A 17,571-nucleotide genomic window follows, 5' to 3' on the forward strand; every position below is an offset into this window, starting at 1 on the left:
CTGAAAAAATAATGAACTTTAATATTATTAAAAGGATTGAAAAGTAAATGCAGAATAATTATCTATAAATTGCTCATCTAATATCCTATTAAGGTGTAACTTTTTAGTGAGAATAGTTTTTATTTTCAAAAGTGGTTAATTAAATTCAATATTGAGTGTTATCGATTGAGCAAAACCTGCTGGTGGTTTACCGACAGAACGACTTTTTTGTACTGCAAGTAAAGCAGCCTGGTCCAATAAATCACTTCCTGAACTACTTGCTAAGCGAATTAAGCTAATTTCTCCGGTTTGGCTTAATTGAAATTGAATTGTTGCGATACCACGGTTTTTCATTTTTTTTGCGCGGCGAGGGTATTGTTTATTTCTCTCAACTTCTTGGCGTAGTTTTTCACGGTAAGCATTAATTAATTGGCTATTAGTATCACTCGTTGCATATTGGTTTTTGGGGCCTTTTATTCCTGCTGATTGAGACGAAACAAGGTCACCTGCTTTTTGTTGTTGTGCGATCGGTAAATCATTTTTAACCTCTGAATCAGCTTGTTTATGAGTATTTTCATTTCTTTTAGTCAGTTCTCTAGGTTTTATAGGCTCTTTCTGTGTTTTTATCACCTTTTTTGGTTTTTTAGGTACAACAATAGCAGCGTGTTCCGCTATTGGGCTGGGATCTATTTTTACCTCACGAAGGGGGTCTGTAGGTTGGGGGATCTCTTCAGGTTCTGCAACGTTGACAGCTTGAGTTAATGCGATCGAGATAATAGGCGCATCCTGTTGTGCTTGGTTTTTTAAGGATAATGATTGAGCCGTAACATAGGTTAAATACCCAATAACAAGAACATGTAATGTTATTGATAGAATAAAAGTCACTAATTTTCGACTCATCATAAAACCTCAATATTTTTTCTCACTGAACCTAAAGAGGGCAAACCATACAGGTATTAAGTAGTTATGTTTGAACTGTAACTCATAAGATAAAATAATGACTCGAATTATATGTTAATAATTATCAATTGCAAATGATAGTTATTATCAACTTTGATGGGCGTATTTCATTACATATTAATCCTTTGATTTTTAAGGAATATTATTTCAAATAAAAAGGCTTGGTGAGTAACCAAGCCTTAATGAGGCTAACTATGTGATAAATCAGCTAAATACTATTCTCTTTTTTACGACTTTGTCTGGCTCCTACTTAAGTGTTGTTGTACTGAGTATTTGATTGAAGGGGATTGGTTGTTTTCGGTAAAACTCAAGGCGACAGCGGCTTTTTCATGGTCATCCATCGCTAAAAAGCTTTTACTGATACCATTAATTTTATTTGTTGATAAATTACCCGCTTTTATATGTGAATTAATCGCTGCTTGATTTGCTGCGGACATACTATTTTCATTGAAACTTAATGCAGTAACTGCTTTTTCATGCAAATTCATTTGTGCAAAAGATTTCGTAACACCTTGAATACCATTAGGAGATAAATTAGCGGCTTTTGCATGGTTAGCAATAGCCGCTTGGTTTGCATAAGCGGTATTATTTTCAATAAAATTGAGAGAAATAATGGCATTTTTATGGGCAGTTACGTCTGCTTGAGCACTTAGACTAAATACCAATAAAAATGCAGAGGAAATAAATAATTTGTTCATCGGAATACCTTTAAATAACATTGCCTATATTTTGGACAAAATAATGGATAACTTTATATAAATAAGTTCTCAAAAATGAAGGCAAAGCATTTTTAACGCCCATTTTCACACTCTATCTTAGGTATGTTATTGAATAGATAAACTATCTAAGCTGTATTTTTATAAAGTTATCGTAGAAATAATCATTGCGATGCCGTAAATATAGGTGATCGTGTTCAATGATAAAATTGATATCTATGCAAATGATGAGTGCATAAAACGCATTCATCATTTTACATTCACAAAAGAAAAGAGAATTATTTTGGCGTCTTTATCGGTGTCTTGAAATACAAATAACGCCGTGTAGATAATAAGCTACACGGCGTTAGAATATTTAATTAATATTTTAAATTAAGAGCGTTTAACCACTGTTTCTGATACGTGTATTGTGTTCTCTTTATTCGCAAACCAACGGTCACGTAAGTTGTCATATCCGAGGTTAAATGCATAGGTATAAAATAAGAAAAAGGCAAAAAAGCCGATTTCAAGTAAGAATGCATCTAAGAATGACATTTTGAGTAAAAACGCCAACATGGGTACACCCATGATAACAAAGCTTAATTCAAAACCAATGGCGTGAAAAACGCGCACTTTGGCTGGGCGAGGCCCCTTAGACAAAGGCCAATAACGGTCAAAGATCATGTTATAAACTACGTTTAATAGCATTGCTAGTGTTGATAAGACAATCGCCACTGTTCCCATTTGGAAAATTGAGCGTCCTAAAAGCCACGCACTGACCGGTGCAGTTATTGCGATAGCAATGACTTCAAATGAAACTGCATGAAAAATTCGTTCAGTTAATGTTTTTGTATGCTTGCTCATAACTACCTCAAAGATATAGAAAATTATTTTTTGGGTAAAAATCGGGTGCAATTATTTGCTATTTTTTATATATATACAAAATGGCAGCCATCGAAAAAAGCGATACCTTATGAATTATTCTATAGAAACGTTGCGTACCTTTGTGGAGGCAGCATCCTTAAAATCATTTTCTGCTGCAGCACGTAAATTGAATAAAAGCCAATCAACCGTCAGCTCAACGATCAGTGGTTTTGAAGATGATTTAGGGTTTGTGCTGTTTAATAGGCAGGGGCGTGAATCAACATTAACTTTTGCGGGTAGAAAAGTTTTGAGTTTAGTTGAGGATATTTTATCGGCAGACGAGCGTCTTCAAGCGCTACGAGTTGAATTACTGCCAGATATTGAACCTAGACTAAGTTGTGCTTTTTCAGATATTTATCAACCTCCACATGCTGAGCATATTTTAACGACATTAGATAGGCAATTTCCACATCTTGAATTCGAATTTTTAATTGCAGAAAATAATGACGTTATCGAAATGATCCAAAACCAGCAAGCTCATGTTGGAATGATGGAATCCCGAACAGAATATCCTGCGGATATTTCCTTTTCTCGTTTACCTATTCAAGGTGAACTAGGTTTGTATGTATTAAATAGCCATCCATTAGCTAAAGAGAAAAAAATAACTTATCAGCATTTAACAATGACACGCCAACTACGGCTAAGCAGTAGTAGCCAAATGATTATTAATAGTGAAAAGAACTGGTTTGCACCTAATTATTTACTATTATTAGAAATGGCAGAACAAGGTGCTGGGTGGGCTATATTACCGACATGGTTAGTTAAGCAATTTGGCCATAATCGTTTGGTGAGTATTAATTATGATTTATGGCCTCGAAAAATTGATGTGGATTTAGTTTGGTCTAAGAATAATCCACCGGGAAAAGCCGGTTATTGGTTGGTCAATAAGTTGCTTAATAGCCAAGATTAAGATTGTTAATGCTAAAAGTTGTTAATTTTCGATATATTTTATATTGTAAAACAATATATATTAAATGTAATAAGATGTTATCTTGTAAATAAACGTAATATAATTTTAAAAATTGGTTTTATATCGCTAATCTGAACTTAATCAAATTGTTGTTTGAGTTAATTTATTAGAGGATAAAAATGAAAAAATTATTAGTACCTACACTTTTTGCTGTTGTATCTACTATGTCATTTGCTGTTCAGGCAGCGACAACTCCAGCAGCAAGCCAATCGCAGAGTGCGGAACATAAATTAAATGCTTACGAAGAAATTATGGTAGGCAAAGTTTGGACAACGACAGAAGCTTTAGATCAAGATAAAAAAGAAGTTAATGCGGATGATAAACAAGTAGCTAACTTTTTTGGTTTAGCGGAGTATTATCCAGATGGTACATTTAATATGACCACGTTTGATGGAAAGCCTAAAATGAAAGGTGACTGGTCATTTGATGAAAATGGCAAAAGCCGCTCATTAACAGCAAAAGATGGCGATGGTAAAGTCTTATTTACTCGTGTTGTCGAAAATGTCACAGTAACCCCAGAAGAATACACATATCGTATTTATCCAGAGCAAGATAATAAAGATAAGTACTTTGATATTGTTCATAAAGTTAAGAAATAAGATTTGTACCAATAGCGCAGTCTAAATATGAATCTTATTTATTCTGCGCTATTAGTGTTTCTGTTGTTTATTTAAAACACGTTTCAGCCCAGCGTGTTAATCCTGCGGTAACGGAACCAAAGTCGTCCCCACGTACTATCGGAATATTAGGTAATTCTTGGCTAATAGCCTGGTGTAATACTGGTGAGCGAGCACTCCCGCCTGTAATGTAAATGGCATCTGGCTTGACTCCTCCTTGCTTGACAGCTTCTTTAACTAACTCAATCATTTTACTTTTCGGTGATTCAATTGATTCCACCATGTATTCATGTGGAATATCCACCTCTAGTTTTTCAGAAGCTAATTTAATTTGAGCTAAATAACTAGGCGTATCTGATAATGCAATTTTAGCCTCTTCAGCTTTACGTACTAAGCTATAACCTAGTGTTTCATTATAGACTTCTAACAATCGAGCTATTTTTTGAGGCTCTTTTGCATCTTGTTTTAGTCGTGTTAACGCAGTTAAATTTTGTCGTGAGTAAAATTCTTTTTGTGCTTCAACATTATTAATGGCAATAGGGTTCCAAAATTGTAGAAATGGCATTTTAATACCTGATAAAGATTGGCTCTCCATCCCAAATAGCGGCATCAATTGTTTCAATGCAAGGTAAATATCAAGGTCGTTTCCGCCCACTCGTTGCCCACTATGAGCAAGTAAGGATTGTGTTCTGTCCTGTGCATTTCGATAAGTTGGCCCCATTTGGATTAATGAACAATCTGTTGTTCCTCCACCAATATCAACGACTAGGATAATCTGGTCTTTATTCAATGTTGATTCATATTCAAGCCCCGCAGCAACAGGTTCAAATTGAAAAGCAATATGATTAAACCCTGCGCGCTTTGCGGCACGATAGAGTATTGATTCAGCTTGTTGGTTCGAGAGTTCTCCCCCACGGCCATGAAAGTTAATAGGCCGGCCAATGACAGTATCATCAATAATCTGTTGTAACTTTTGTTCTGCAGTGTCTTTTATATTTTTCATCATAGCGCAGACAAGGTCTTCAAAAAAACTAATTTGGGTATCATGTAAGCCAGACGCCCCCAAAAATGATTTCGGAGATTTTACATAATAAACATCTCTAGGGTCGCTTAAATATAAATCTAAAGCGGCTTGTCCAAATACGATGTCTTCAGGCATTAAATCGATCCCTTCATCACGGTTAAACGCGATAGATCTTTTTAAAATTTGCTGCCCGATTTCATTTGAAGGGGATATTTTGCAATGGCGAAATAAATGCTCAGAGACTGATTCTCTTGTTGGTGCGCATAAGGTTGATGGGATATAAACACTATCGCCTTCTAATGGTAATAGTGTGGGTACCCCGTTTTCCATGACCGCGACAGCACAGTTAGATGTACCGTAATCAAAACCAATAAACATTTCGCCTCCAAAATAACGATTTTGAAAAAAGGCTGAGACTTTATATCAAGCAACAATGAATTACTATTAAAAGATGGGTGATGCACGGCAGGGGGGTGACGAGGAAAACAGTAAGAATTAGCACTAAATAGGGTATAAGCGCAAAGAAGTCTCGATGAATTTAGTGTTCAATAGATGCTACTTTTAGCTAGCAGCGTGATAAAAAATTATGGGAAAGTCGATGAGTAAATTTCATATAGAACTGAAATCAGAACTAACATGTCCAGAGTGTCATTTTAAACAAGTCGAGGAAATGCCGACAGATGCTTGCCAATGGTTTTATGAATGTAAGCACTGTGGGGTATTATTAAAGCCATTAAAGGGGGATTGCTGTGTTTTTTGTTCATATGGGTCAGTAAAATGTCCTCCAATACAAGAAGTAATGTTAACTGGAGGACAGGCATGCTGTTGTTCTTCAAAAGATATTTGTTAGTTTATCTTAATATATACAGTGGTGTGAGATAATCTGTAAATAATATGGTAAATATTTTTTATAGCTATCTATGTATTAAATATAAGTAATCACTTAATTGAAATTTTCTTAATATATTAATGAAGTATTAAAAGTGACTCTCGGAAATATCTTATTAAAAAACTGGGCTTTATATCTCTTTAATTATTACAATACTTATTCCAAATAACATTAAAATCATTATCAGGAAACTCTTTATCATCTCTATCTATTAATGGAATAGAAACAACATTACGCCCATCATTATGAAGGTAGGTTTTGACCACAAAGCGCTGAAATGAATATGAGTTTTGGCTAGTGAAAATAAGTACCTCACCACATACATAGCCTAGCATACCATGATCTAAGGTTTCTCTTATCTCATGATATTTAACATTTTTATATTCAGCTGTTTTGGGGAATGCTAAAAAATCCTCAACTGCTTTTTGAGATTTTTCTACGATATCTAAATCAGGTGTATAGTTACTTACAACGCCTCCTATAAAGGAAGCGCCCGCAATTAAGCCGACGACTAAAAATGAAAATATTTTATTTTTCATAGTGTTTATTTCTTATGTAATTATTTTTGATATCCCCAAAGAATGCCAAAATATATAAAGGAAATGAAATATTCCGCACTTAAGCTAAATTTGATTGTTAATTTCACTTAGGTGGATATACTTGAATTACATTTGGGGTAATTAACTGGAGCCAATCTAACATAAGATTATTTGAAGTAATATAGAAGGGAAACAATGGTAATCAATAAGAAACGAAAAATTACACATTTAAATAAATAGACATTTCATTAAGGGATATTTAATCACTATTGTGATAATTTATTATGTATTAATCCCTAAAGTAACAAAGTTAATAATAAAAATAAGATTAGCCTTTTTTATTCTTCATTATTTTTGCCATATGAATAGCTTCAATGAGCTGAGAGCGATTAATACGGGAACTATTACTATCTAATAACTTTTGCCAAATATCAATTGCTTGCTCATAATTTGCATTCATAAAGGCATCTGAAGCGACTAGCATCAAAGCAGTAACTTCTTGATTATCAATCTCTAATGCTTTATTGATTACAACTCTAACATCATCTGTTAGGTGTTGGCCTGCTTGATAATATAGTACGGTTGCAATAGCGGAATATATTTGAGCATTTTCCCCTCCATATTTTAGAGCTCTCTGATAAGCAATCAGTGCATTATCATAACTATTTTGATAGAGATAATATTCACCTAGTGTAGCCCAAAGCTCACTGTTTTTAGGTGATTGGCGAATATCATTTTGCAAACGTAATAAATCATTTTGTTCTTGCTGTAATGGTGTGAATGATAGCAAGGGATCGGAAATACGTTGGTATTCCTGATAGGCTAATTCAAATCGAGGTGAGAAAAAGTAACCAACAACGACCGACACAATTAATATGGTAAGTACTTTATTAACATGCTGTAGCCGGACAGCTGATGGTGTTGTTGTATCTGAGGACAATAACTGTTCGGATATCTGTCGATGGCTAAAGTTGTTCTCTATGATCCGTTGTTTATGTGACCGGTTGAATTTGAACGTTAAATAAAAAATTCCAACTAAAGCAATTCCAGGTAAAACCCAAAGTAGGGCAGTTCCAAAAGTCAGCGGTGGATTATACAGTACAAAATCACCATATCGCTCGGTCATATAGTGCATAATTTGTGCTTTATCTTTCCCTTCAGCGACCATTTTGAAGACTTGATGACGCATACTGACAGCTGTCGGGGCATTAGATTCGAGTAAGTTTTGGTTTTGGCACTGAGGGCAACGTAATTGTGAGGCTATCTGCAAAGAATATTCTTGTTCTTCAATGGAATTAAATTGCCACACATCAACAATTTGAGCATTGGATATAAAAGAGCAAAATAGGAAAAAAAGTGCGAATAGAGCTTTAAGCATTTCTTATCCTCCTTTTTATCCAGCTTATTAATAGGCCAAAACACATCACAAATGCACCGCTCCAAATCCATTGAATGCCATCTTGGACGTAAAGACGTATTGCATAACTATTTGTTCCCGTTTTCTCACCTAATACCGCATACCAATTACGTAGCCACCCCCAATATATACCGGGTTCAATCATTAATTGCTGACGAGCGGTATAAAACCGGCGCTCAGTGATTAACTGGTGTAACGGTTGATCCGCTTTGCTAATTTGTATGATGGCTTTTTCGGTTGTGTAGTTAGATTTAGCACCAAGCTGCAGCTCGTTGAATTGAAATTGATAACCTGCGAGAGAAATAGATTGTCCAATAGAAAGACTAACACTGGTTTCGTGGTGGCTACCAACTGACAAGGCAATGCCAGCTGCAAAAATCACAACTCCTGTATGAGCAATAAGGGATGGGAATTGTTGTCGAATAGCATGTATAGGACGTAGCCAAAAGATAAGCAAAATTGCAAATAAAAAGCCGCAAGAAAGGGCGATAATAAGCCCTTTAGGCCAAAGAAAGAAGCTTAATAACATACTGGGAAGTATGATTAAAAGAATACGCCATCGGGGTTTAATGCGAGTTTTGTTCTGCGGGTAAATGGCACTGACCGCCATTATAATTAGCATCAAAATACCAAATGGTAATAATGTTTGATTAAAATAAGGTGCCCCAACCGATATTTTTCCCCAACCAAATAATGTGTAAATCATCGGGTAAAGTGTGCCCGTCAGGACAATAAATAATACAGTTGAAAATAGGATTAACGTGAGTAATAAGTAAAGCTGACGGCGATTAATGTTGGTTGGTGAATCATCAATATTTTTAGCTTTCCAGCCATATATACATAAAGCACCGAAACTCAGAAAACTGAACAATAAAAAGAGGGGAACAGCCCTAACGTTATCCAAAGCGAACGCATGGACAGACATTAAAATACCTGAACGGACAATCAACGTGCCCAATAGAGATAAAATAAACGTGAGGATCGCCAGTAGTATTGACCAATGGCGATAATGACCTGTTTTGTATGTAACGCTGAGGCTGTGGAGTAACGCGGTTGCACTTAACCATGGCAACAGCGACGCATTTTCAACGGGGTCCCAAAACCACCATCCTCCCCAACCAAGTTCGCTGTATGCCCACCATGACCCTAAAGTGATACCCAAAGTGAGTATGCACCAACTAGGAACGACAAAGCGCCAACAAAGTCCTGAAATAGTTTGGTTAAATTGCCCGCACAGCGTGGATGCAAGTGCCAAGGCGGTCACGACCATTAACCCGCTATAGCCTAAATAAAGTAGCGGAGGGTGCAATATTAGCCCCCAATGTTGCAGCATTGGGTTGAGATCTCGTCCTTCTATAGCGGGTGGGAAAATGCGTACAAAAGGGTCGGAATAAAAGACGATAAACAGTAATAATGCTGCACTAATAATGGCAAGTAGGGTTAATGTGAGGGGAAATACAGGGTGAGTTTGCCGACGATAACGCCAAGCAAATAGACAACTCCAAGCTGAAATAAACAGCAACCAAAGAAATATTGACCCTTCATGGCCTCCCCATACTGCCGCAATTTTAATATATAGTGGCGTTAACCTGTGACTATGCTGCGCCACATATACGACAGAAAAGTCACTTTGAATAAAACTGATGGTTAAACAAAAATAAGCAACGAGTAAGAAAAGAAATTGTAAGTAGGTCCAAAGGACATTCCGAGGCATTTGCCTCGGAATATGGCGTAAAAAACCAATAACTCCACATGATGCTTGAAAACAGGCAATACAAAGTGCCAATGTTAGGCAGAGAAAGCCAATTTCTGGGAGTATTAGTTCCAATGATTACCCTTATTGTTGAGTGAATTATGCAACGGTCAACTGCCCTGCGTATAACACAAAAAAGCGTAAGCAGAAGACACCCAGTAGGCTTGCACCACTGATAATCAATACTCTTACTGCACCTTGCCCTTTATCCATCCATTTTTTGAATAGAAGAGGAATAATAAAACCAAACCCAACAACGCCAATCCAAAACCACCAAGTCCAGAAACCACCACCTAATGCGGCAATTAATGAGCGAATTTTCCCATCGTCTCCTAATGCTAGCCCGACGAAAAAGGCCGCTAATAGGAATATCTCCAACCAAATCACAAAGCCTTCGATACGATGTAAAAATGCGGTTTCAGTATTATGGATATTTTTACGATAGCGCAATGCGATTGCCATTAACGATACCGCGATACCTGAAGATATTCCTGAGAATAGGAATAAAGCCGGTAATAATGGGTTGTTTAAGAATGGATAAGATTTTAATGCTGAAAGTAAAAAACCAGTATAAGCCCCAAGCAAAACAGCCAATATTAGCATTACAATATCGAGAAAACGCATCGCACGGTTTAGTAGGGTTAATACTCTTGGGATCAGCGTCAATTTTGGCAGCCATTTTTGCTGTAAAACAATGAGCTCTTTTTCATAGATTTTAGCCAGCCAAATAACAAGTACCGCCATATATACTTGGAATAACATCACCCCCATCGACATCACTGAAGTTGGGCTGTAATGAAACATTAATTTCCAAAACGTCCATGGACGCGTTAAATGGAGAATTAAGATCAATAACCCAAAGATGATCGTGGTCGGCGCCAAAATCAGTGTTGTGCGCATGATTGTGCTATCACTGCCAGCCGCAGTGGGATAATACTGGCGCATAAGCACCGCAAGCACCACGAGCCCAGCTGAAATACCAATTAAAAATAAGTAAACCGCAATGGGCCAGTCCCACACTAAGGATTCAAAATGGAAAGCAGAAGCTGTTGTCATTGGCTAACCTCCCCATATTTGAACGGAACCCGATACATTTTGGGGTGAGTACCGAGTGCAATTTTGAATCGATAAGTCGGTTTTTCTTTTAGCATCAACGAAATATCGCTCTTAGGGTCATCTAAATTACCAAAGGTTAATGCTTTGGTCGGGCAAGATTCGACGCAAGCCGGCTGCTTACCCTGTTTTAGATTCGTTTTACGGCAGAAATCGCATTTATCTGCGGTTTTATTGATGGGGTGAATAAACCTGACGCGATAAGGGCAGGCCGCAATACAATATTGGCAGCCGACACATAAGTCGGGGTTGACATCAACAATCCCTGTCGTTTTATCAATAAAAGAGGCACCAGTAGGGCAAACATCGACACAAGGTGCACTTTCACAATGTTGACAGGAGTGGCGAAAAAAACGGTATTTAACATCAGGAAACTGGCCAATAGGCTCACTACGGATGATAGTTAATCGCGAAACACCTTCCGGCACTCGGTTAACCTCTCGGCATGCATCCATACACGCCGTACAGCCGATGCACAGATTTTCATCGTGCACCATGCCGTAGCGAACGCCATCTATTTTCATGGTGTTAGCTAGCGCATGGCTAGCAACTCCTCCTACCGCCGCCAGTGCTCCTGAGTAAATAATGAATTGACGACGAGAACAACTCATGGCTGCTCCTTACGCAATTTCACCGCTGCCGGGTTGAAATCAGGGTTATTGCGTTGGTCTGAGTGACAATCGACGCAGATTTTTACTTTGCCCTTATCAGTCAGTACCTTCATGGTGTCTTGTTTCGGGTGAAGGTCATGGCAACTTGCGCAGGCCACTTTGGTGACGTGGACATCATGAGGCCAGAACGCTTTTTGCAGTTGTTCTGGCAAGTGACATGATAGACAGACACTGTTTTGTTGCTCAACGGTATACATTGGGTTGTTAAAGCGCATGACATCTTTGACGCCTTCACGGTGATCAGGCCCTGGGTTACCGTGGCAATTGGTGCAAGTTACGGGTAAATTATTGTTAGGGTTAATTACTTCTGCGTGGGTACCATGCATGCCTTCTTGGTCAGGCTTATGGCAGTCTAAACAGGCTTTGTCAGCACTGCGTTGCTGCGTAACAACCCAACGGCCTTCTGCATTTTCTTGGGCCATTTGTGGGGTTGTGGATGCGGCTGTTGCCCATAATAAGCCTGTTGCCAGCACCCCAGCAGTTAATAACGAACGTAGTACGCTCATATTCACTCCATTGGTTGTATTGCCCCATTATTTGGGGCAAATCATGGTTATTTGGCTAATAGGTCATTTTTACGAGCTTGTTCATCCCACTGCGGAACCACAGTTTTTAAGAACTCTTGTTTCTCCGCATTGATTTTTTGCATATCTAAACCGATAGCTTGTTGCGCTTTTTCCTTAGTTGAAATATCTGGAATGGCAATTTCATGGGTGATGCCTTTTGAACCTAATAGACGAGCGAGTTTGGTTCGTGCATCTGCGGCTTTATCCATCGAACCACCTAACATGCGCAAGCCTTCATCTGGTGCATGCATATGAATACCGTGGGAAGCGATAGCTAAATCCCAACGCCATTGTGCATGACGAATATCCGTTAAGATTGGTTTCATTTCATCTTCTGTTGCGCCTGCATCCCATGCGGCTTTCGCTTCAAAGTGAGCTCGAACCAATTGGTCTTCCGCTTTGATTTTCATCTCTTGGATAGCGACTTTACGTTCAGCAACGACATCTTGCAGCTGTTGTTTGCTCTGGGTATGGCAAGTGCTACAGGTTTGTTCGAAATTGTCGAATGGGTTACCAATTTTATGGCTGGTATACAGTTCGCCTTTTTCGTTTTGCAGTTTTGGCATATGGCAATCAATACAGGTCACATTATTTTTGCCATGAATACCTGCACTCCAAGTCTCATATTCAGGGTGTTGAGCTTTCAGCATCGGTGCTTTCGACAATGAGTTGGTCCAGTCAGAGAAACCAACATTGTCGTAGTAAACTTCCATCTCTTCAACTTTGGTGCCGTTATCCCATGGAAATTTCACGGCTTTTTTATCGCCAGAGAAATAATATTCCACGTGACATTGGCCACACACCATGGACTGTTGGTCGAATCGGCTGGCTTTATCAAACGGTTTGCCAATCGTTTCCATTGCACGCTCCGCATAAGGGCGAGAAAGCGTTAGCTCTGGTTTACCTTTTGCAAAATCTGCAGAATCTGTTTTATGGCAATCAGCGCAGCCTAAAACATTAACCACTTCAGGGCCACCTTTTGCCCACTTACCTTCGAAATAGCCATCTTCGCCATGTTCTTGGATTAGCCTCGCCACATCGGGACTTTTACAGCTCCAACATGCCATCGGGAGCGGGCCATCTTGGGCGTCTTTCGGTGCACCGGTTCGTAAGGTTTCACGGACGTCGATAATGGCATAAGCGTGGCCACGTGGTTTGTTGTAGTCGCGTGAGAATGGGTATCCAGCCCAAAGTACGACTAAGCGAGGGTCTTCCGCTAATGCATCTTCACGGTTTGATTGCTCGGATGTTGCTCGCCAAGAGTGGTATTGATCAGGGTGAGCAGCTTCGAAAGTTTCATTTCGAGCGTTAATAGTGGATGTACTATCTTTGGTAGGAGTTTGAGCATGAACAGAGGTAAAGAGAAATATTCCTGCAACCAGACTCAATAAGCATAGTGCATTATTTCTTATGTTTGCCATAAAAAGGGCCTCGAGTAATTTTAGCCAGTCATCCCTTCATTTTTCGAGTTGTTTTTGTATTGTGACCTATGACTCGAACTATTTTGGGTATCTTTTTGTTATTTAGGTTTGATAGTAAGCGCACAGAGACTATCAAGACATTGCCAATTTATATGTGTAACAAAAAACCACACTAAAAATATTGTTTTTGATCAAGAGTTAATTTGGAATAAGGAAATAGAATGTGAAAAAATAATAAAAAATAGGTATTATTGAAATTGATATAGTTATTTTTTAATAGTTCTAAATTGTTAGTTCCAATAATTAATTAGTAATGATTCTTATTTTGACATTCTACATTTGCTTGTTGTAGTTTGTTGATTTTTAATTAATTTTTTATCTTTAATATTTCTGGGTTATTTTTAAAAAAAAGTGACAAACAAAATTTGTTTAATATCAAAAAAAATGCATATATTTTTTTGCTAAATGACATTGCATATACCACTTTAGTGGTAGTTTTTGGTTGATGTTATAATTTAAAAAATTAAAAATTGAGTTTAAATTAATAATCCACATTAAAAAAATGTTAATAAATAATTAAAAACCCCTATTCCTTTATCATTTTAAGGCTGTTTTGAGGTCATGCATAGCAAATAGCGTAAATCTGGTTATTTCTAGTCGTATACGGGGAATTACCTCTTTTACCTACTTGGTAGTATGTATTTTTATAGCTGCTATCGTTAATATTTCTCATAAATACACATATAAAAAATGCGGTTTATCAATACGTTTTAGTTTTTTTGTTGGCAATGTAAAGGAAAAAAACATGGTTGATCTCACCCGTCGGGGAGTATTAACTGGTGCGTGGCGCAGCGCGGCTCCAGTGGTTCGGCCGCCATGGAGTGGTAGTGAAACGCAATTTATTGAATTGTGTACCCGTTGCAATGCCTGTGTTGAGAGTTGCGAAACGGCAATTATCCAACCGGGAGCAGGGGGCTACCCTGTTGTTGATTTTAAGCGTGGTGAATGTACATTTTGCTATGCATGTGCAACAGCATGTCCAGAACCTATTTTCCTTCCAAAACATTCCCAACCTTGGGATATCTCAATTTCGATTGGCCAAAATTGTCTTGCTTATCTTTCGATTGAATGTCGTCGTTGCCAAGACAGTTGTGAGCCTGAAGTCATCTCTTTTCGTCCGTCAATGGCAGGTATATACCAGCCAAAAGTAGAAACACCAGGTTGTACAGGCTGTGGTGCTTGTGTAGCAGGTTGCCCAGTTTCAGCCATTACCGTGGAGCATGAACATGCACAGTAACTATCAAGTGTGCAGTTTAATAGTACAAGTAAAAAGTGAGCGACTGTCTACTGTGGCCGAAGAAATTAATCAATTTTCTAATTGTGAGGTGGCGTTAAGCGCCCCAGAAAACGGAAAGCTGATTGTGGTTGTTGAAGGGCAAGGTAGTAGAACGTTGTTAGATACTATTGATTTAGTACGCGATATTGACGGCGTACTAGATGTTTCGCTGGTTTACCACCAGCAGGAAGAGCAAGGTGAGGAAGATTATGAAACTCAGTCGTCGTAGCTTTATGAAAGCCAATGCGATAGCGGCCGCTGCTGCGGCGGCAGGTATTGGCGCACCGAGCATTGCGAAAGCAGTGGTTGGTCAACAAGAAAGTATTAAATGGGACAAAGCCCCTTGCCGTTTTTGTGGGACAGGCTGTGGGGTACTGGTGGGAACTCAAAATGGTCGCATTGTGGCCAGCCAAGGTGACCCAGAAGCGCCAGTAAACCGTGGTTTAAACTGTATCAAAGGGTATTTCTTACCAAAAATCATGTATGGAAAAGACCGTTTAACGCAGCCAATGTTGCGTATGAAAGACGGTGAATATGACAAAAATGGGGAGTTTACACCGATCACGTGGGAACAAGCCTTTGATGTTATGGAAGAAAAAGTCAAAACCACATTAAAAGAAAAAGGCCCAGAAGGGATCGGTATGTTCGGTTCGGGCCAGTGGACAGTTTGGGAAGGCTATGCAGCATCAAAACTGTTCAAAGGTGGGTTCCGTTCTAATAACTTAGACCCTAATGCACGCCACTGTATGGCTTCTGCGGTAGTGGGCTTCATGCGTACTTTCGGTATGGATGAACCAATGGGCTGTTATGATGACATTGAGCATGCTGACGCGTTTGTCCTTTGGGGCTCAAACATGGCAGAAATGCACCCAATCTTGTGGTCTCGTATTACTAACCGCCGTTTGTCTAACCCTGACGTGCGTGTTGCCGTGTTATCGACTTTCAAACACCGTAGCTTTGAATTAGCAGATAACGGCATCGTCTTTACACCACAATCTGACTTAGTGATCCTGAACTATATTGCAAACTATATTATTCAAAACAATGCAGTTAATCAGGAATTCCTCGATAAACACGTGAATTTACGTCGTGGTGCTACAGATATCGGTTATGGATTACGTCCAACTCACCCACTCGAACAAAACGCGAAAAATGCAGGTTCTGATGCATCTGAGCCAATGACGTGGGATGAATATAAAGCTTTTGTTGCGGAATATACTTTAGACAAAACCGCAGAAATGACGGGTGTTCCAAAAGATCAGTTAGAAGAGTTAGCTAAACTTTACGCAGACCCTAAAACTAAAGTGGTTTCTTACTGGACCATGGGCTTTAACCAGCACACTCGTGGTGTTTGGGCAAATAACTTAGCGTATAACCTGCACTTACTGACAGGCAAAATTTCTCAACCGGGTTGTGGGCCATTCTCATTAACAGGCCAGCCATCCGCGTGTGGTACTGCACGTGAAGTGGGTACGTTCTCGCACCGTTTACCTGCTGACATGGTGGTTACCAATGAAAAACACCGTGAGAAAGTCGAAGGTGTGTGGGGACTACCCGCGGGGACGATCCCTGAAAAAGTCGGTTTACACGCCGTTGCCCAAGACCGTGCTTTAAAAGACGGTAAATTGAATTTTTACTGGGTTATGTGTAACAACAACATGCAAGCGGGCCCGAATATCAACCAAGAGCGTATGCCTGGTTGGCGTGACCCACGCAACTTTATCGTGGTTTCTGACCCCTATCCAACGGTCAGTGCGTTAGCCGCTGACTTGATTTTACCGACGGCAATGTGGGTAGAAAAAGAAGGGGCTTACGGTAATGCGGAACGTCGTACTCAATTTTGGCGCCAACAAGTTAAGGCACCAGGCGAAGCAAAATCTGACTTAATGCAGATGGTACTGTTTTCTAAACGCTTTACAACGGATGAAGTGTGGCCTGAAGGGTTACTCGCGAAAAAACCTGAATTACGCGGTAAAACGTTGTATGACGTGTTATTCGCTAACCAAGCGGTAACGAAGTTCCCTGTGAGCGAGTTAGCAGAAGACCAACTTAACGATGAATCACGTGAATTAGGCTTCTACTTACAAAAAGGGCTATTCGAAGAGTACGCAGGCTTTGGTCGCGGTCATGGTCATGACTTAGCGGATTTTGATGACTATCACAAAGCGCGCGGTATCCGTTGGCCAGTGGTTGATGGCAAAGAAACTCAGTGGCGTTACAGCGAAGGAAATGACCCTTATGTTGAAGCTGGTGCTGGCTATCAATTCTACGGTAAACCCGACGGTAAAGCGGTAATTTTTGCACTGCCATTTGAGCCTGCTGCTGAATCGCCAGATAAAGAATATGACTTATGGTTATCAACAGGTCGTGTTTTAGAACATTGGCACACCGGTAGTATGACTCGTCGTGTTCCTGAATTACACCGTGCTTTCCCTGAATCTCTAGTGTTTATTCATCCAATCGATGCAAAAGAGAGAGGTTTACGCCGTGGTGATAAAGTCAAAGTGGTTTCACGTCGTGGTGATGTGACAACAATTGTTGAAACACGCGGCCGTAACAGACCACCAAAAGGCTTAGTTTACATGGCGTTCTTTGACGCTGCGCAGCTAGTGAATAACTTAACACTGGATGCAACCGATCCGCTTTCAAAAGAAACGGATTACAAAAAATGTGCCGTTAAACTGGAAAAGGTGTAAT

General features: G+C 39.2%; 17 protein-coding genes. 6 read left to right on the forward strand and 11 right to left on the reverse strand.

Features of this window, described 5'->3' with window-relative positions; genetic code table 11:
* Positions 1–135: 135 nt before the first annotated feature.
* The 3 genes from PR809_RS06400 to PR809_RS06410 form a co-directional block, all read right to left on the reverse strand.
* Positions 136–882, reverse strand: coding sequence for an energy transducer TonB (locus PR809_RS06400; RefSeq protein WP_102139992.1), 747 nt, complete (start codon positions 880–882; stop codon positions 136–138).
* Between the two features lie 284 nt (positions 883–1,166).
* Positions 1,167–1,637 carry a hypothetical protein gene (locus PR809_RS06405; protein WP_166265516.1) on the reverse strand — a complete coding sequence of 157 codons (471 nt, stop codon included), beginning with the start codon at positions 1,635–1,637 and terminating at the stop codon, positions 1,167–1,169.
* Between the two features lie 390 nt (positions 1,638–2,027).
* Positions 2,028–2,498, reverse strand: a complete 471-nt coding sequence (locus PR809_RS06410) for a multidrug/biocide efflux PACE transporter (RefSeq protein ID WP_166265513.1) — start codon at positions 2,496–2,498, stop codon at positions 2,028–2,030.
* A 109-nt stretch (positions 2,499–2,607) separates the two neighbouring features.
* Between PR809_RS06410 and PR809_RS06415 the strand changes: the two genes are divergently transcribed.
* Positions 2,608–3,468 carry a LysR family transcriptional regulator gene (locus PR809_RS06415; RefSeq protein ID WP_102139989.1) on the forward strand — a complete coding sequence of 287 codons (861 nt, stop codon included), beginning with the start codon at positions 2,608–2,610 and terminating at the stop codon, positions 3,466–3,468.
* A 179-nt stretch (positions 3,469–3,647) separates the two neighbouring features.
* Positions 3,648–4,127: a DUF4822 domain-containing protein gene (locus tag PR809_RS06420; RefSeq protein WP_102139988.1), complete on the forward strand. Its 480-nt coding sequence runs from the start codon at positions 3,648–3,650 to the stop codon at positions 4,125–4,127.
* Positions 4,128–4,194: 67 nt separating this feature from the next.
* On the opposite strand, the gene yegD is transcribed toward PR809_RS06420, so the two are convergent.
* Positions 4,195–5,547 carry a molecular chaperone gene (gene yegD, locus PR809_RS06425; protein WP_206275929.1) on the reverse strand — a complete coding sequence of 451 codons (1,353 nt, stop codon included), beginning with the start codon at positions 5,545–5,547 and terminating at the stop codon, positions 4,195–4,197.
* 220 nt (positions 5,548–5,767) lie between these two features.
* Between yegD and PR809_RS06430 the strand changes: the two genes are divergently transcribed.
* Positions 5,768–6,019, forward strand: a complete 252-nt coding sequence (locus tag PR809_RS06430; protein ID WP_272524492.1) for a GDCCVxC domain-containing (seleno)protein — start codon at positions 5,768–5,770, stop codon at positions 6,017–6,019.
* A 179-nt stretch (positions 6,020–6,198) separates the two neighbouring features.
* On the opposite strand, the gene PR809_RS06435 is transcribed toward PR809_RS06430, so the two are convergent.
* The 7 genes from PR809_RS06435 to nrfA all read right to left on the reverse strand — a co-directional run bounded on the left by PR809_RS06435 (position 6,199) and on the right by nrfA (position 13,538).
* Positions 6,199–6,597: a hypothetical protein gene (locus tag PR809_RS06435; RefSeq protein WP_102139985.1), complete on the reverse strand. Its 399-nt coding sequence runs from the start codon at positions 6,595–6,597 to the stop codon at positions 6,199–6,201.
* A gap of 328 nt (positions 6,598–6,925) precedes the next feature.
* Entirely contained in the window at positions 6,926–7,975 is a 1,050-nt protein-coding gene (nrfF, locus tag PR809_RS06440) for a heme lyase NrfEFG subunit NrfF (protein WP_206277058.1), read from the reverse strand.
* Positions 7,968–9,842, reverse strand: a complete 1,875-nt coding sequence (locus PR809_RS06445) for a heme lyase CcmF/NrfE family subunit (RefSeq protein ID WP_206277059.1) — start codon at positions 9,840–9,842, stop codon at positions 7,968–7,970. The genes nrfF and PR809_RS06445 overlap by 8 nt, the downstream gene beginning before the upstream one ends.
* A 24-nt stretch (positions 9,843–9,866) precedes the next feature.
* Positions 9,867–10,823, reverse strand: a complete 957-nt coding sequence (gene nrfD, locus PR809_RS06450) for a cytochrome c nitrite reductase subunit NrfD (protein ID WP_166265501.1) — start codon at positions 10,821–10,823, stop codon at positions 9,867–9,869.
* Positions 10,820–11,491, reverse strand: a complete 672-nt coding sequence (gene nrfC / locus PR809_RS06455; protein WP_206277060.1) for a cytochrome c nitrite reductase Fe-S protein — start codon at positions 11,489–11,491, stop codon at positions 10,820–10,822. The genes nrfD and nrfC overlap by 4 nt, the downstream gene beginning before the upstream one ends.
* A complete protein-coding gene (gene nrfB, locus PR809_RS06460) occupies positions 11,488–12,057 on the reverse strand; it encodes a cytochrome c nitrite reductase pentaheme subunit (protein WP_102139980.1) in 570 nt (189 codons plus the stop codon). The genes nrfC and nrfB overlap by 4 nt, the downstream gene beginning before the upstream one ends.
* A gap of 47 nt (positions 12,058–12,104) precedes the next feature.
* Positions 12,105–13,538, reverse strand: coding sequence for an ammonia-forming nitrite reductase cytochrome c552 subunit (gene nrfA / locus PR809_RS06465; protein WP_102139979.1), 1,434 nt, complete (start codon positions 13,536–13,538; stop codon positions 12,105–12,107).
* Between the two features lie 805 nt (positions 13,539–14,343).
* On the opposite strand from nrfA, the gene napF reads away from it, so the two are divergent.
* Genes napF through napA form a run of 3 tightly spaced genes read left to right on the forward strand, consistent with a single transcriptional unit; the run spans position 14,344 to position 17,570 of the window.
* The gene (napF, locus tag PR809_RS06470; protein WP_004262238.1) at positions 14,344–14,835 is read left to right on the forward strand and encodes a ferredoxin-type protein NapF; all 492 of its coding nucleotides are present in this window, start codon (positions 14,344–14,346) and stop codon (positions 14,833–14,835) included.
* Positions 14,825–15,103, forward strand: coding sequence for a chaperone NapD (napD, locus tag PR809_RS06475; RefSeq protein ID WP_181490085.1), 279 nt, complete (start codon positions 14,825–14,827; stop codon positions 15,101–15,103). The genes napF and napD overlap by 11 nt, the downstream gene beginning before the upstream one ends.
* On the forward strand, positions 15,084–17,570 hold the full coding sequence (gene napA / locus PR809_RS06480; protein WP_206276922.1) for a nitrate reductase catalytic subunit NapA: 2,487 nt from the start codon (positions 15,084–15,086) through the stop codon (positions 17,568–17,570). Before napD ends, napA begins: the two co-directional genes overlap by 20 nt.
* Position 17,571: the final 1 nt, after the last annotated feature.

The organism is Providencia sp. PROV201 (assembly GCF_028479545.1).
GTDB classification, from domain to species: Bacteria; Pseudomonadota; Gammaproteobacteria; order Enterobacterales; family Enterobacteriaceae; genus Providencia; species Providencia huaxiensis.

What these genes read in the sequence shown, in the direction of transcription:
- nrfF (WP_206277058.1), bottom strand. Translation starts at nt 7,975, where the DNA reads ATGCTTAAAGCTCTATTCGCACTTTTTTTCCTATTTTGCTCTTTTATA.
- nrfA (WP_102139979.1), bottom strand. Translation starts at nt 13,538, where the DNA reads ATGGCAAACATAAGAAATAATGCACTATGCTTATTGAGTCTGGTTGCA.
- nrfB (WP_102139980.1), bottom strand. Translation starts at nt 12,057, where the DNA reads ATGAGCGTACTACGTTCGTTATTAACTGCTGGGGTGCTGGCAACAGGC.
- PR809_RS06435 (WP_102139985.1), bottom strand. Translation starts at nt 6,597, where the DNA reads ATGAAAAATAAAATATTTTCATTTTTAGTCGTCGGCTTAATTGCGGGC.
- PR809_RS06410 (WP_166265513.1), bottom strand. Translation starts at nt 2,498, where the DNA reads ATGAGCAAGCATACAAAAACATTAACTGAACGAATTTTTCATGCAGTT.
- PR809_RS06405 (WP_166265516.1), bottom strand. Translation starts at nt 1,637, where the DNA reads ATGAACAAATTATTTATTTCCTCTGCATTTTTATTGGTATTTAGTCTA.
- napF (WP_004262238.1), top strand. Translation starts at nt 14,344, where the DNA reads ATGGTTGATCTCACCCGTCGGGGAGTATTAACTGGTGCGTGGCGCAGC.
- napA (WP_206276922.1), top strand. Translation starts at nt 15,084, where the DNA reads ATGAAACTCAGTCGTCGTAGCTTTATGAAAGCCAATGCGATAGCGGCC.
- PR809_RS06420 (WP_102139988.1), top strand. Translation starts at nt 3,648, where the DNA reads ATGAAAAAATTATTAGTACCTACACTTTTTGCTGTTGTATCTACTATG.
- nrfD (WP_166265501.1), bottom strand. Translation starts at nt 10,823, where the DNA reads ATGACAACAGCTTCTGCTTTCCATTTTGAATCCTTAGTGTGGGACTGG.
- napD (WP_181490085.1), top strand. Translation starts at nt 14,825, where the DNA reads ATGCACAGTAACTATCAAGTGTGCAGTTTAATAGTACAAGTAAAAAGT.
- PR809_RS06415 (WP_102139989.1), top strand. Translation starts at nt 2,608, where the DNA reads ATGAATTATTCTATAGAAACGTTGCGTACCTTTGTGGAGGCAGCATCC.
- PR809_RS06430 (WP_272524492.1), top strand. Translation starts at nt 5,768, where the DNA reads ATGAGTAAATTTCATATAGAACTGAAATCAGAACTAACATGTCCAGAG.
- nrfC (WP_206277060.1), bottom strand. Translation starts at nt 11,491, where the DNA reads ATGAGTTGTTCTCGTCGTCAATTCATTATTTACTCAGGAGCACTGGCG.
- PR809_RS06400 (WP_102139992.1), bottom strand. Translation starts at nt 882, where the DNA reads ATGATGAGTCGAAAATTAGTGACTTTTATTCTATCAATAACATTACAT.
- yegD (WP_206275929.1), bottom strand. Translation starts at nt 5,547, where the DNA reads ATGTTTATTGGTTTTGATTACGGTACATCTAACTGTGCTGTCGCGGTC.